This is a genomic window from Brevundimonas sp. (assembly GCF_019636155.1).
Classification (GTDB): domain Bacteria; phylum Pseudomonadota; class Alphaproteobacteria; order Caulobacterales; family Caulobacteraceae; genus Brevundimonas.
Genome location: NZ_JAHBYB010000002.1, coordinates 125,914 through 139,421, shown reverse-complemented (window position 1 = coordinate 139,421; position 13,508 = coordinate 125,914). Strand labels below are relative to the sequence as shown.

Below are 13,508 nucleotides of genomic sequence, written 5' to 3'. Positions count from 1 at the left end.
AGGCCAGGATCAGGCCAGGGTCAGGCCAGGGTCAGGGCCATGTCTCCGCCGACCCATTCGACGCGGGCGCGACGACGCGCCTCTTCGGCCGCCTCGGCATGGCCCAGGGCGGTTTCGGCCTCGGCCAGGACGAACAGGCTGTAAGGATCGCTGGGCCAGTCTTCCAGCAGTTCCAGAATCTTGGCCCGCGCCCCCTCCGCATCGCCGCCCACCAGCATGGCGGCCGCCAGGCTGCGGCGGGTCGGATACCAGATGGCGGGCGGGTCGCCGCCCTCATGGCCGTCATCCCCGGCCTGCAGCTGGGCCGCGCGGGTGAAGGCGGCGACGGCGGCGGCGGCATTGCCCTCGATCATGGCGGCCCGACCTTCCAGCACCCGCTGGGACACCTCGGTGAACTCGGCCTGCAGCTTGCCCATCCGGCCGGGCGCCGCCGTCATGGCCTCGCGCAGGGTCCTGATGGCCTCGGCCTCGGCCCTGACGGCCAGGGCGTCGCCGCGCCGCGCCGCCGCCTCGCCCCGCGCATAGCGCCAGCTGATCCGCAGCATCGGCCGGCTCGCGTCCGGCTCGGCCAGGGCGTCGATGGCGGCTTGGTCGGCGAACCGGCCGTAGTTGGCGTAGGCGTTGTGCGCCATGGCCTGGCGCCAGACGTTCTGGGCCGGAATGTCGGGATAGGTGGCCAGGAACCATTCGGCCAGCTTCAGCCCCTCCTCGCCCCCTCCGGCCATCAGGGCGCCGCCCATGCCGAAATGGATGTTGTGCCCATGCAGGGGCATGCCCGGCACCCCGCCCGGCGGCCGCGCCAACTGGTCATAGCGGCGGTCCAGCGCCACGGCGTTGACGTTGGACATCATGGCGTCCTTGTATCGCCCGACGCGATAGAAGGTGTGCGACGGCATGTGCACCAGGTGGCTGGCCCCCGGCGCCAGGGCGGCCAGCCGCTCGCCATAGGGGATGGCCTTGTGCGGGTCGTCCGACCATTCGGTCAGATGGATATACAGGTGGATGGCGCCCGGATCGTCGGCATTGACCGCCAGGGCGTGCTCCAGCAGGCCCATGGCCCGGGTGATGCCCGCATCGGCCGCCTCCCCCTCCGGCGTCCACCAGTCGTCGGCCTTCAGCATCCAGGCGTCGGCCGTGATCGCCGCCACGGTGACGTCGTTGGGATGGGCCACGGCGATGCGGTCCATGGCGCGGGCGAAGCGGCTCGCGCGCGTCTCGGTCCGGCCGGAATAGCGCTGGACCAGGGCGTCGATCATCTGCCGCTGCATCGGCGAGACGTGGCGCGCCATCTTGCGGGCCTTGCGCGCCTGTTTCAGGGCCACGGCCAGGGAGGCGTCGTCATTGCCCCCGCCGTTCAGGTTGGGGCCGATGGCCCAGGCCTCGCCCCAGACGCACATGGCGCAGGCCGGATCCAGCAACTGGGCCTTGCGGAAGGCGCGCACCGATTCCGAATGCTCGAAGGCCCAGCGCAGCTTGACCGCATGGTTGAACCAGGCCTGGGCCTCGGGGTTGGCCGTATCGACGGCGAAGCCCCCGGTCCCGAAGCCGTCGACCATGACCATGGAAGCCGCCGGATCGGCGCTGTCGGCCGATCCCGCCTCCCCGCAGATCGGCGGGTTCTGCAGCAGGGCCAGGGTCGCGGCGTCCAGCGTGGCGTCGGCCACCGCCGCCGGCGCGGCCATGCCGAAGGTCAGAACGCCCAGCGTCAGCAGGGTCTTGCGCATGATGATGAAGCCTCCCGCCCGCACCATCGCGCGTCGCGCCGCCGAGGCCAAGCCGCAATTCGCCGGTTCAGATCAGGCCGTTCAGCGGCGACGAGGCGCTGGCGTACATCCGTTTGGGCATCCGGCCCGCCAGATAGGCCTCGCGTCCGGCGATGACCGCGTGCTTCATGGCCCGCGCCATGCCGATGGGGTCCTTGGCCGCCGCGATGGCGGTGTTGGCGATCACCGCGTCGCAGCCCAGTTCCATGGCGATGGCCGCGTCCGAAGCCGTCCCGACCCCGGCATCCACCAGCACGGGAACCTTGGCCTGTTCCACGATCAGCCGGATATTGACCCGGTTCTGGATGCCCAGGCCCGAGCCGATCGGGCTGGCCGCCGGCATGATGGCCGCGGCGCCCGCCTCTTCCAGCCGCTTGGCCATGACCACGTCGTCGGTGCAGTAGACCATGACGTCGAAGCCCTCTTTCACCAGCAGGTCCAGCGCCCGCAGCGTCTCGACCATGTCGGGATACAGGTGCGCCGTGTTCGACAGCACCTCCAGCTTGACCAGGCCCCATCCCCCCGCCTCACGCGCCAGCCGCAGGGTCCGCACCGCGTCCTCGCCCGTGAAACACCCGGCGGTGTTGGGCAGGAAGGTGAACCGGTCTGGCCGCACATGGTCCACCAGCATCGGCTGGCTTGGATCGCTCAGATTCACCCGGCGCAGGGCCACGGTCACGATCTCGGCCCCCGCCGCCTCGGCCGCCGCGGCATTCTGGGCGTAGTCGGCGTATTTGCCGGTGCCGACGATCAGGCGCGAGGAGAAGGTGCGACCGGCGACGGTCCAGGTGTCGGTGCTGCTCATGCGCCGGACTTAGGCAGTGTCGAGCGGCTTAGAAAGGCCCGGCTCAGCCTCCGCCGACGAATTGAACCACCTCTATCCGGTCGCCCTCGGCCACCGGGGTGGCGCCGTGCAGGCTCTTGGGCACGATCTCCAGATTGCGTTCGACCGCCACCTTGCGAACGTCCAGCCCCAGTTCCTGGACCAGGGCCAGGACGGTTTCGGCCTGGGTTTCGTGCGGTTCGCCGTTGACCTGGATGCGCATGACGCTACGTCACTCTTTCCGGCGCATGGTTTGATTACCGCGACGCCTAAGCTAAAAGGCCGGTCCGAATCCGCGCGGCCGGATGTCATCTTCCCGAGCGAATGCCCGAAGCCCTCGCCCTGTACGTCCTGAACGGCCCGAACCTCAACCTTCTGGGGGTGCGTGAGCCGGAAATCTACGGATCGCAGACCCTGGACGATGTTCGCGGCCTTTGCGAGGCCGCCGCCGGCGACGTTCCGGTCGATTTCCGCCAGTCCAACCACGAAGGCGTTCTGGTCGACTGGGTCCAGGAGGCCCGCACCCGGGCCCTGGCCCTGGTCATCAATCCGGCGGCCTACGGTCACACCTCCATCGCCCTGCTCGACGCCCTGAAGACGCTGACCATTCCCGTCGTGGAATGCCATCTGTCCGATCCGGCGACCCGCGAGGCCTTCCGCCATCACTCCTATGTGTCCCTGGCGGCCGACGACATCATCACGGGCCAGGGCGCCGAGGGCTATGCAGCCGCCGTCCGGTCTGCTCTGAAACTGGCTCAGGAACGGGCGGCGGCCTGACGCCGTTCGATCCCATAGAAGAAACGAGGCTCAAGGTCCCATGGCCGACGACAAGAAGATCAAGAACGAACCCTCGCACGAGATCGACACCGGCCTGGTCCGGCAGCTGGCGGAAATCCTCAAGGAAACCGACCTGACCGAGATCGAGGTCGAGCGCGACGAACTGCGAATCCGCGTCGCCCGCGAACTGTTCGCCGCCCCGGCGCCGGTCCAGTACGCCGCCGCCCCGATGGCCGCGCCCGCTCCGGCCGCTGCGCCCGTGGCCGCGCCGGCGGCCATGCCGTCGGATCCCGCCACCATCGTCGCCCGCTCGGGCGAAGAGGTGAAGTCGCCGATGGTCGGCACCGCCTATCTGCAGCCCTCGCCCGAGGCCCCGCCCTTCATCAAGGTCGGCGACAAGGTCAAGAAGGGTCAGACCCTGCTGATCGTCGAGGCCATGAAGACCATGAACCCGATCCAGTCACCGCGCGACGGCGTGGTGGCCGAGGTCCTGGTCGGCGACGCCCAGCCCGTCGAGTTCGGCGAGGCCCTGGTCGTCCTGGAAGCCTGATCGCCATGTTCACCAAGGTCCTGATCGCCAACCGCGGCGAGATCGCCCTGCGGGTCCATCGCGCCTGCAAGGAGATGGGCATCTCCACCGTCGCCGTGCATTCCGAGGCCGACCGCGGCGCCATGTGGGTGCGCCTGGCCGACGAGAGCGTCTGCATCGGCCCGGCCCCGGCGGCCAAGTCCTATCTGAACATCCCCTCGATCATCGCGGCGGCCGAGATCACAGGGGCCCAGGCCATCCACCCCGGCTACGGCTTCCTGTCGGAAAACGCCCGCTTCGCCGAGATCGTGGCCGCCCACGGCATGACCTTCATCGGCCCAACGGCCGAGCATATCCGCGTCATGGGCGACAAGATCACCGCCAAGAAGACGGTGATGGAGGCGGGCATCCCCGTCGTCCCCGGCTCTGACGGCGAGGTCGAGACGGTCGAGGCGGCCATCGAAGCCTCCAAGACCATCGGCTTCCCCCTGATCGTCAAGGCGGCGGCCGGCGGCGGCGGGCGCGGCATGAAGGTGGCCATGACCCCCGACGACCTGGTCGAGGCCGTCCAGACCGCCCAGTCCGAGGCCAAGGCCGCCTTCGGCAACGGCGCCGTCTATATGGAGCGCTACCTCCAGAAGCCGCGCCACATCGAGATCCAGGTCATCGCCGACAGCCACGGCAATGTCGTCCACCTGGGCGAACGCGACTGCTCCCTGCAACGCCGCCACCAGAAGGTTCTGGAAGAAGCCCCCTCTCCCGCGCTTTCCGCTGAAGGCAGGAAGAAGATCGGCGAGACGGTCAACAAGGCTATCGCCGCCATCGGCTACCTGGGTGTCGGCACCATCGAATTCCTGTGGGAGGACGGCGAGTTCTTCTTCATCGAGATGAACACCCGCCTGCAGGTCGAACATCCGGTCACCGAGGCCATCACCGGCGTCGATCTGGTGCGCGAGCAGATCCGCGTCGCCGCCGGCCTGCCCCTATCCTTCACCCAGGACGACATCCATTTCGACGGTCACGCCATCGAGGTGCGCGTGAACGCCGAGAATTCCGAGACCTTCACCCCCTCACCCGGCACGGTCACCGACTTCCACGCCCCCGGCGGCCTGGGCGTGCGGCTGGATAGCGCCATCTACGCCGGCTATTCGATCCCGCCCTTCTACGACAGCCTGATCGGCAAGCTGATCGTCCACGGCCGCGACCGCGAGGAATGCGTCGCCCGCCTGCGCCGCAGCCTGAACGAGATGGTCGTGGGCGGCGTCGACACCACCATCCCCCTGTTCCAGAAGCTGCTGCAGGAGCCGGACATCCTGTCGGGCGACTATGACATCCACTGGCTGGAGAAATGGTCCAAGCGCCAGAAGGCCGAGTGAAGCGATGATCCTCCCCCATCGGGGGAGGGGGACCATGCGCAGCATGGTGGAGGGGGCCAGCCCCAAACTCCGGCTTCAGTGGTCAGCCCCCTCCACCGCTACGCGGTCCCCCTCCCCCGATGGGGGAGGATTTCCGTGACCGATCCCGATTTCAGCGCCGCTTCCATCGAAGGCTTCGACGCCGACGATCTTCTGGCCTGCTACGCCTCGGGCGTCTTTCCGATGGGCGAGGCGCGCGACGATCCGCGTGTCTTCCTCGTCGAGCCGGACGACCGGGGCGTCCTGCCCCTGGACCGGTTCCACATCCCCGCCCGCCTGCGCCGCACGGTGCGGGGCGATCCGTTCGACATCCGCATGGACACGGCCTTCGACGCCGTGGTGGCCGGCTGCGCCCAGTCGGCGGCGGGTCGTGAGGACACCTGGATCAACGCCCCGATCCGCGCCCTCTATTCCCAACTCCACGCCCGCGGTTTCGCCCATTCCATCGAATGCTGGCGGGACGAGCGGCTGGTCGGGGGGCTGTATGGCGTCACCCTGGGCGGCGCCTTCTTCGGCGAGAGCATGTTCAGCCGCGAACGCGACGCGTCCAAGGTCGCCCTGGTGCATCTGGCGGCGCGCCTGCGTCTGGGGGGCTGGACCCTGCTGGACGCCCAGTTCATGACCGAGCACCTGAAAGGGTTCGGCGCGGTCGAGACACCGCAATCGGCCTATCTGCGCCTGCTGAAGGCCGCGCTGCGGGTCACCCCGGACAAGACGCTTCTGGCCGCGCCCCTGAGCGGAGATCAGGCCGTCACGGCCGCGCTTCAGCCCTTACAGCCGACCACCCAGGCGTCATAGATCGGGTGCTGCAGCCCGTTCACGCTGGGCGAAGAGGCGAACATCCAGCCCCGGAAGATCTGGCGCGGCTCGGTCCCGGCGGCGGCGCCGCGCGGCTGAAGCGCGACATCGACATAGGCGATGGCGTCCTCGGTCTGTTCGTCCGGCGCCGAAACCTCGCAGGCGCGGACGCTGAAGATCAGGGCCTTGTTGAACCGCACGGGGCGGCCGCCGACCTGGACCTCGAACTGCATGGTCTCGGCCGTGATCTTGTCGATGGCCTGGATCACCGCCACGGGCCGCCTCTGGCGGCGAGCCGGCGGGCCATCCGGCGCGGGCGCGGCCTTCTCCTCGGCCTGGGCGTCATCGGCGACGGCGGCGGCCTTTTCCTCGACCTGGGCGACGACGACAGGATCGACCGGCGTCGCCACCACCGGACGCGACGGCGCCGGTTCGGCGGCCGGGGCGGTTTCGACCGGAGGCCGGACCGCCGGGCTGGTCGCCTGAGGCTGGACCGCCTGCGGAGGCGGCGTCTGGGGCGTGTTCTTCAGGATGTCGCCGATAGGGTCCGGCGAGGTGGGGACGGCGTCCTGCGGCAGGTCCATCAGGGCGCCCGCGCCCACGGCGCCCGCCGCCAGGATGACGGCCAGGCCCGCGCCGACGAACAGGGCCCGCTGGCGCCTCATTCCGGCGTCCAGGCCTGATAGTCGCCGGTCGCCGCCGGACGGCGCGCCTCGGCCGCCAGCGAACCCTGCGGCCGCCAGGCCATCGGGGTGCCAGTCAGGTTCGGCCGGTGATCCGTCTCCCATGCCCGGCGCGGCAGCGGCGCCTCGGTCGGCGGCTCGTCCAGGGTGTAGTGCAGCCAGCCGAACCATTCGGCCGGCACCTTCGACGCCTCGGCATAGCCATTGTAGATGACCCAGCGACGGCGGCGGCCGTCATAGCTGACGTTGTCGCGCGACTGGTAATAGCGGTTGCCGAAATCGTCGGTCCCGACCAGGACGCCCCGCTTGGCGATGGTGAACAGGGCGCCGATCGTCGCGCCGTTCCACCAGGAGAAGATCTTTTTCAGCACGTCCGGGACACCCACGCGAAAGCCCGCCGCGCGACAGACGCGCGACGCATCCGGATCATAGAAACCGCGCGCCTTCGCGTCCAGCATTCTGGCGCAACGCGTATCTCCAATATCTTGGGGGTAACTGGGCCTCACCCCGCTACATCTATTGGTCTGAAGGCCACGGACGTCCTAGGCTCGGCGCACGCCGACGCCACAGGGAGGTCCGGACCGGCCGATGCGCTTCTCGCCCCGTTTCTCCAACCTGCCCCAGACGCCGATGGAGCCTCGGCGCCTCGAGCGGTCGGGCGGCGTCGAGACCGTGACCGCCCCCGCGGGATGGAGCGACGTCCAGGTCGAGGCCTGGCTGGACTGGGGCGACGCCCAGCCGCGCGACTGGCCCGCCCTGGGCGCGCCCCCGCCGCTGTCCGAACAGGTTCTGGGCGGCGGCGTCGGCCGCTGGGCCGCGCGGCTGGCCGCCTGGGGTCGGGTCATCGGCATGCTGGACGGCCGCGAGGCCGAGACCTTTCGGGCGGAACTGGAGGCTTCGGTCCTGCTGGGCCTGGCCGCCCCCGTCGCCGGCCCCGCCGACGGCGCGCGGGTCCACCCCATCGCCGACGACCCCGCCCTGCCCGCTCCGCCCCCACGCCTGATCGACCTGGGCGACCCGGCGGCCCAGCGCGACATCGACCGGGCCCTGGCCGATCGTCAGGCGGCGCGGCTCGCCGACGGCGCCGTGGGGGCCGTGGTTCGCGCGCTGGACGCCGTGGCCCAATCGGTCGCCCGCTGCGAGGGCCCCATGACCGACTGCGCCGACCCGGCCCGCAATCCCGCCGCCGCCCGCGCCGTCGACCAGGCGCGTCGCTGCGGGGCCGCCGAGGCGGACATCCTGCGCGCCCTGGCCGGAGAGGTTCCGACCGCCTCGCCCCAGCCTCAGCCCAGCTTCGATCCCCTGGTCCTTCTGGCCGACCGCGAACTGATCGCCTCGGGCGCGCCCCAGGCGGCGATGGCCGCGACGGCGGCCCTGGGCGCCCAGACCCTCGTCGCCTTCGATCCCGCCGATGCGGAGACCCTGGCCGACGCCCCCCTGGCGGCGCGGGCTCTGCTGGACCTGCCGCGTCTGGCGGCCCTGGCGGGTGACGACCTGGGCCCGGCGCTGGAAGCCCTGGTTCGGCTGTGGGTCGTGGTCCTGGATATCAGCCTTTCCTGCGACTTCGCCTCCGACGGCGCGGCGGCGCGACGCAGGGAGGCCGTCCGCCCCATCGCCCTGGGTCTCGGCGGCCTGGACCGGCTATGCCTGCCCCTGGGCGAGACGGCCCCCGCCCGCGCCGCCGCCCTGGCCGCACTGGTCGCCGGCGCCGCGCGCGCCGCATCGGCCGATCTGGCCCAGGCGATCCGCCCCGCGACCGAGGCCGAGCCCGCCGGACTGTCCGACCGCGCCGTTCAGCGGGCCGAGGCGGCCAAAGCTCTCGCGGATCCCCTCGCCGACCGCGCCGCGTCCCTGCTGGCGGCGAAGACCAGGGCGGCCCGCCACGGCGCCATCGGCCTGTTCGTCGATGACGCGGAAGCCCGTCTGCGCCTGGGCCGTGGTCCCTTGGCCGCCCGCGACGCCTGGCAGACCGAGGACGGCGAGATCGCGCCTCGCCTCGACCCGGATGTCGCCCGCGCGATCCGGGCCCACGACGGCGATCTCGTTTCGGCCGAACGCTGGGTGTTGGGGCGACGCACCCTGGCCGAGGCGCCGGGCCTGGATCACGGCGTCCTGCGCGGCCTGGGCTTCACCGACATCGAGCTGGAGGCGGTCGAGCGGGCTCTGGATCAGGTCCAGAGCCTGGACCAGGCCTTCGCGCCGCCGGTCCTCGACCCCGGTTTCATCCGCGATGTCCTGGGGCTGGACCCAGGGGACCCAGCGTCGCTGCTGACGCGCCTTGGCCTTTCGGACGCCCGGATCGCCCAGGCCTCCGCCCACGCCTTCGGCCACGACGGGCTGGAGGACTGGCCCGACGCGCCCGAGGCCCTGAAGGCCGTCCTCGCCGATCTGAGCGGGATCGAGGCCCTGACCCGCGCGGCCGCCGAGCCCTTCAGCGACCTGCCGGCGCCGGCGTCCATTTCCCTCGACTGGCGCGCCACGGCGGCCCAGGCGGCGCGCAGCCTGGGCCAGGCCGCACGGGACGGCGCCCGCGCCGCGACCCTGCACCGGGCGACGCCCCCTGCGGGTCTCCTGCCCGACCTGTTGCGCGTTGAAGAGCCGGCGGCCCGTCCCCTCCAGGCGACGCCGCCCGCCCCGGCCGCCACGGCGCCCCGGATCATCGAGCGCGACCGCACCCGCCGCAAACTGCCAGACCGCCGCAAGGGCTATATCCAGAAGGCGGCCGTGGGCGGCCACAAGGTCTATATCCACACTGGCGAATACGACGATGGCGAACTGGGCGAGATCTTCATCGACATGCACAAGGAAGGCGCCGCCTTCCGGTCGCTGATGAACAATTTCGCCATCGCCATCAGCATCGGCCTGCAATACGGGGTGCCGCTGGACGAGTTCGTCGACGCCTTCGTCTTCACCCGGTTCGAGCCCGCCGGCCGGGTCACCGGCAACGATTCCATCCGTTCGGCCACCTCGATCCTGGACTACATCTTCCGCGAGCTGGGGGTCAGCTACCTGGATCGGCAGGAACTGGCCAACGCCGATCCCGACCCTCTGGCCGCCAAGGGCATGGGCGCTCTGGAGGGCGAAGGCCCCGAGGTCGAGACCGTGCCGGCGGCGCGCTTCATCTCCAAGGGGTTCGCCCGCGGCGCGGCGCCCGACAATCTGGTCGTCCTGCCCTTTGGAAAGCGGTCCGACGCCTCGCCGCCGCCGGCCGAACCCACCGAAGCCGTCGCCTGCCCCGCCTGCGGCGACTTCGCCTTGCAGCAGCGCGGCGGCGACTGGATCTGCGACACCTGCGGGGCGGCCCCGGCCATGCCCGAGGGCGCCCAGGGCTGAAACGCCGTCGCAGGGCTCGGTTAACGGCTTTGCGCCTAGGCTGGCGTCCTTCTGGTCCGCGCGGAGCCCCACAGATGCGCACCCTGTCCTCAATCCTGGCCGCCGTCGCCCTCGTCGCCGCGGCCGCAGGGCCGGCCCTGTCTCAGAACGCCGGCCAGATCGCCCAGGTGCGCCGCGGGGCCTCCTGTCCCGGCTGCAACCTGTTCCAGGGCGATTTTTCCGGCCTCGAGGCGCGGGGGCTGAACCTGGGCCGCGCCCGCCTGCGCCAGGCGGACCTGAGCCTCAGCGTCATGAACCGCACCCGTTTCACCAACGCCGACCTGCGCGATGTCGAGGCCTATGGCGGCGTCTTCTCCAGTTCCGACTTCTCGGGCGCCGACCTGACCAACGCCAGTTTCGTGGGCGCCTATCTGCAGGGATCGTCCTTCGCCGGCGCCAACCTGACGGGCGTCAACTTCTCCGGGGCCCAGCTGGTGGGGGCGACCGGGCTGAGCCAGGCCCGGCTGAACGCCGCCTGCGGCGACGAGGCCACCACCCTGCCCCCGGGGCTGCGCATCCCCCATTGCTGACGCATGGGTTACGGCAATTTAAGTGGTTTTTGCAGACCGACCGGCGCATTCAGGGCGACGTGAGCATCCTGTCCCCCAATCCCGACCGTTCGTGCAGCCGGCCCCTGGCCGCGCTGGCCGTCGTGCTGGGCCTGGTTTCCGTCCCGGCCGCCGCCCAGGCCCTGGAGCGGCCGTGGGGCCTGCCCGAGATCCAGTTCCAGGAACGCGACGTGGCGCGGGTTGTGGCCCTGGGCGGCTCGTGCAACCGCTGTGAACTGTCGGGCCGCAATCTGAACGGCGCCACCTTCACCGGCGCCACCTTCGTCAACGCCACCCTGGTGGGCGCCAATCTGCGCGGCGCCGAACTGGTGGCCTCCAACTTCTCGGGCAGCGACTTCACCCGCGCCGACCTGCGCGGCGTCACCGTGGTCGGCGCCAATTTCGCCGGGGCGGTGTTCAATCGCGCCGACCTGCGCGGCGCCGAGGCCCAGGGCGCATCCTTCGTCGGGGCGCGCCTGATCGAGGCCGACCTGTCGGACGCCGAACTGGGCGGGGTCAATCTGCGGGGTGCGGACATCAGCCGCGCGGACCTGAGCGACAGCGAACTGTTCGGCGCCACCCTGACCAATGTCACGGCGGTCGGCGCGAATTTCAGCGATTCGGATCTCAGCGCCGCCAACCTGACCTCGGGGGATTTCACCCGCGCCCGGTTCCGTGACGCCACCCTGGACAGCGCCCGGCTGGCCGGCGGCGTCTTCAACCGCGCCGACTTCTCTGACGCCTCGATGGAGCGGACCGATATCCGCCGCGCCGATCTCAGCGGCGCCCGCGGCCTGACCCAGAGTCAGGTCAACGACGCCTGCGGCGACAGCTCGACTCGCCTGCCCAACGGCCTGGTGGCGCGGTCCTGCTCGGGCCACCGGCTGCAGATCATCGCCCCGGCGCGTCCGGCCCCGCCGGCGCCGCCCGCCCCGCCCCGCACCCTGGTCCTGTCCGACCGCGGACGCTGACGCCTCGGCCGGCCTGACGAGACCCGTCGGCCTCAGCCCTTCAGGGGCAGGGCCGTGCGGATATGGACATCCTTCAGCTGCCGCTCGCCCGCCTCGGTCGGAGCGTTCATCAGCAGGTCCTCGCCCTGCTGGTTCAGCGGGAAGGCGATGACCTCGCGGATCGCCGTCTGGTTGGCCAGCAGCATGACGATGCGGTCGATGCCCGGCGCCAGGCCCCCGTGCGGCGGCGCGCCATAGCGGAAGGCGTTCAGCATGCCGCCGAACTGGCTCTCGACCACCTCGGCGCCATAGCCGGCGATCTCGAAGGCCTTCAGCATGATCTCGGCCTTGTGGTTCCGGATCGCGCCCGAGCACAGCTCATAGCCGTTGCAGACGATGTCATACTGATAGGCCAGGACGTCCAGCGGGTCCTTGGTGGTCAGGGCCTCCATCTCGCCCTGGGGCATGGAGAAGGGGTTGTGGCTGAAATCGACCTTCTTCTCGTCCTCGTTCCACTCGAACATCGGGAAGTCGACGATCCAGCAGAAGCGGAAGGCGTCGTCGCCGATCAGGTTCAGGTCCTGGCCCAGCTTGGTCCGCGCATTGCCCGCGAATTTGTGGAACACGGCCGGGTCGCCGGCGGCGAAGAAACAGGCGTCGCCCTGGCCCATGCCGACCGCCTTCATCAGGACGTCGGTCGCGTCGGCGCCCAGGTTCTTGGCGATGGGGCCGCCCCACCCGCCCTGGTCGTCCGACCAGAAGATATAGCCCAGGCCCGGCTGGCCCTCGCCCTGGGCCCAGCTGTTCATCCGGTCGCAGAAGGCGCGCGATCCGCCCTTCGGCCCCGGAATGGCCCAGACCGCGTTCTTGGCGTCGGCCGCCAGGATCTTGTTGAACAGGCCGAAGCCGCCGTCGCGGAAATGATCGCTGACGTCCTGCATCTCGATGGGGTTGCGCAGGTCCGGCTTGTCGGTGCCGTATTTGCGGATCGCCTCGCGGTAGGGGATGCGCACGAAGGGATAGGCGTCGACCGCCTTGCCGTCGGCGAACTCCTCGAACACCCCATGCATCACCGGCTCAATCGCCGCAAAAACATCCTCTTGCGTGACGAAGCTCATCTCGACGTCGAGCTGATAGAATTCCAGCGACCGGTCGGCGCGCAGGTCCTCGTCGCGGAAACAGGGGGCGATCTGGAAATAGCGGTCGAAGCCCGAGACCATCAGCAGTTGCTTGAACTGCTGCGGCGCCTGCGGCAGCGCATAGAATTTGCCCGGATGCAGGCGCGACGGCACCAGGAAGTCGCGCGCGCCCTCGGGGCTGGAGGCCGTCAGGATCGGCGTCTGATATTCCAGGAAGCCCTGGGCCACCATGCGCTTGCGGATCGAATCGATCACCCGCGAGCGCAGCACGATGTTCCGGTGCAGGGTCTCGCGCCGCAGGTCCAGATAGCGGTGCTTCAGGCGGATGTCCTCGGGATACTCCGGCTCTCCGAACACCGGCAGCGGCAGTTCGGCGGCTTCCGACAGAACCTCGACCGCCTGGACCCGAACCTCGACCTCGCCGGTCGGCAGGTTGGCGTTGACGGTGGCGCCTTCACGCAGGACCACCTCGCCGTCGATGCGGATCACGCTTTCGGCGCGCAGGCGCTCGACCACCGCGAATCCCGGCGTTTCCGGGTGCAGCACCAGTTGGGTCAGGCCGTAATGGTCGCGCAGGTCGATGAACAGCAGGCCGCCATGGTCCCGCTTGCGGTGCACCCAGCCCGAAAGCCGGACATTCGATCCGGCGTCGCTCGAACGAAGGGCGCCGCAGGTATGGGAGCGATAGGCGTGCATGATGATGTCGTCTGG

Annotated in this window: 13 protein-coding genes; 7 read left to right on the top strand and 6 right to left on the bottom strand. The window is 70.4% G+C overall.

Annotation, left to right across the window (positions count from 1 at the left end; all coding sequences use genetic code 11):
* Positions 1 to 20 precede the first annotated feature (20 nt).
* The 3 genes from KF910_RS02620 to thiS form a co-directional block, all read right to left on the bottom strand.
* Entirely contained in the window at positions 21 to 1,724 is a 1,704-nt protein-coding gene (locus tag KF910_RS02620; RefSeq protein ID WP_292258659.1) for a hypothetical protein, read from the bottom strand.
* 67 nt (positions 1,725 to 1,791) lie between these two features.
* Positions 1,792 to 2,568 (bottom strand): HisA/HisF-related TIM barrel protein, encoded by a 777-nt coding sequence (locus KF910_RS02615; protein WP_292258658.1) that lies wholly within the window; start codon positions 2,566 to 2,568, stop codon positions 1,792 to 1,794.
* A 43-nt stretch (positions 2,569 to 2,611) separates the two neighbouring features.
* Complete coding sequence (gene thiS, locus KF910_RS02610) at positions 2,612 to 2,809, bottom strand: sulfur carrier protein ThiS (protein WP_292258657.1); 198 nt, start codon at positions 2,807 to 2,809, stop codon at positions 2,612 to 2,614.
* 101 nt (positions 2,810 to 2,910) lie between these two features.
* Between thiS and KF910_RS02605 the strand changes: the two genes are divergently transcribed.
* The 4 genes from KF910_RS02605 (at position 2,911) to aat (ending at position 6,105) form a co-directional block, all read left to right on the top strand.
* Complete coding sequence (locus KF910_RS02605; protein ID WP_292258656.1) at positions 2,911 to 3,363, top strand: type II 3-dehydroquinate dehydratase; 453 nt, start codon at positions 2,911 to 2,913, stop codon at positions 3,361 to 3,363.
* A 40-nt stretch (positions 3,364 to 3,403) separates the two neighbouring features.
* Positions 3,404 to 3,913, top strand: a complete 510-nt coding sequence (gene accB, locus KF910_RS02600; protein ID WP_292258655.1) for an acetyl-CoA carboxylase biotin carboxyl carrier protein — start codon at positions 3,404 to 3,406, stop codon at positions 3,911 to 3,913.
* Between the two features lie 5 nt (positions 3,914 to 3,918).
* Positions 3,919 to 5,268 (top strand): acetyl-CoA carboxylase biotin carboxylase subunit, encoded by a 1,350-nt coding sequence (gene accC, locus KF910_RS02595; RefSeq protein WP_292258654.1) that lies wholly within the window; start codon positions 3,919 to 3,921, stop codon positions 5,266 to 5,268.
* A 135-nt stretch (positions 5,269 to 5,403) separates the two neighbouring features.
* Positions 5,404 to 6,105 carry a leucyl/phenylalanyl-tRNA--protein transferase gene (aat, locus tag KF910_RS02590; RefSeq protein WP_416354675.1) on the top strand — a complete coding sequence of 234 codons (702 nt, stop codon included), beginning with the start codon at positions 5,404 to 5,406 and terminating at the stop codon, positions 6,103 to 6,105.
* Here the strand turns inward: aat and KF910_RS02585 are convergent.
* Together KF910_RS02585 and KF910_RS02580 are read right to left on the bottom strand one after the other, a co-directional pair.
* Entirely contained in the window at positions 6,072 to 6,770 is a 699-nt protein-coding gene (locus tag KF910_RS02585) for a DUF2155 domain-containing protein (RefSeq protein ID WP_292258653.1), read from the bottom strand. The two genes, aat and KF910_RS02585, sit on opposite strands and share 34 nt — an antisense overlap.
* Positions 6,767 to 7,159 (bottom strand): NADH:ubiquinone oxidoreductase subunit NDUFA12, encoded by a 393-nt coding sequence (locus tag KF910_RS02580; protein ID WP_292258652.1) that lies wholly within the window; start codon positions 7,157 to 7,159, stop codon positions 6,767 to 6,769. The genes KF910_RS02585 and KF910_RS02580 overlap by 4 nt, the downstream gene beginning before the upstream one ends.
* A 217-nt stretch (positions 7,160 to 7,376) precedes the next feature.
* Here KF910_RS02580 and KF910_RS02575 point away from each other — a divergent pair, with 217 nt between their 5' ends.
* From KF910_RS02575 to KF910_RS02565, 3 genes are all read left to right on the top strand, one after another.
* Positions 7,377 to 10,121 carry a TSCPD domain-containing protein gene (locus KF910_RS02575; RefSeq protein WP_292258651.1) on the top strand — a complete coding sequence of 915 codons (2,745 nt, stop codon included), beginning with the start codon at positions 7,377 to 7,379 and terminating at the stop codon, positions 10,119 to 10,121.
* A 74-nt stretch (positions 10,122 to 10,195) separates the two neighbouring features.
* Entirely contained in the window at positions 10,196 to 10,690 is a 495-nt protein-coding gene (locus KF910_RS02570; RefSeq protein ID WP_292258650.1) for a pentapeptide repeat-containing protein, read from the top strand.
* 59 nt (positions 10,691 to 10,749) lie between these two features.
* On the top strand, positions 10,750 to 11,679 hold the full coding sequence (locus KF910_RS02565) for a pentapeptide repeat-containing protein (RefSeq protein ID WP_292258649.1): 930 nt from the start codon (positions 10,750 to 10,752) through the stop codon (positions 11,677 to 11,679).
* Positions 11,680 to 11,711: 32 nt separating this feature from the next.
* Here the strand turns inward: KF910_RS02565 and aspS are convergent, their stop codons facing one another.
* On the bottom strand, positions 11,712 to 13,493 hold the full coding sequence (aspS, locus tag KF910_RS02560) for an aspartate--tRNA ligase (RefSeq protein WP_292258648.1): 1,782 nt from the start codon (positions 13,491 to 13,493) through the stop codon (positions 11,712 to 11,714).
* Between the last annotated feature and the right edge of the window lie 15 nt (positions 13,494 to 13,508).

Bases quoted from the DNA above. Each gene is read 5' to 3' on its own strand.
- thiS (WP_292258657.1), bottom strand. From the start codon at position 2,809: ATGCGCATCCAGGTCAACGGCGAACCGCACGAAACCCAGGCCGAAACC.
- KF910_RS02605 (WP_292258656.1), top strand. From the start codon at position 2,911: ATGCCCGAAGCCCTCGCCCTGTACGTCCTGAACGGCCCGAACCTCAAC.
- KF910_RS02615 (WP_292258658.1), bottom strand. From the start codon at position 2,568: ATGAGCAGCACCGACACCTGGACCGTCGCCGGTCGCACCTTCTCCTCG.
- aspS (WP_292258648.1), bottom strand. From the start codon at position 13,493: ATGCACGCCTATCGCTCCCATACCTGCGGCGCCCTTCGTTCGAGCGAC.
- accC (WP_292258654.1), top strand. From the start codon at position 3,919: ATGTTCACCAAGGTCCTGATCGCCAACCGCGGCGAGATCGCCCTGCGG.
- KF910_RS02620 (WP_292258659.1), bottom strand. From the start codon at position 1,724: ATGCGCAAGACCCTGCTGACGCTGGGCGTTCTGACCTTCGGCATGGCC.
- accB (WP_292258655.1), top strand. From the start codon at position 3,404: ATGGCCGACGACAAGAAGATCAAGAACGAACCCTCGCACGAGATCGAC.
- KF910_RS02575 (WP_292258651.1), top strand. From the start codon at position 7,377: ATGCGCTTCTCGCCCCGTTTCTCCAACCTGCCCCAGACGCCGATGGAG.
- KF910_RS02585 (WP_292258653.1), bottom strand. From the start codon at position 6,770: ATGAGGCGCCAGCGGGCCCTGTTCGTCGGCGCGGGCCTGGCCGTCATC.
- KF910_RS02570 (WP_292258650.1), top strand. From the start codon at position 10,196: ATGCGCACCCTGTCCTCAATCCTGGCCGCCGTCGCCCTCGTCGCCGCG.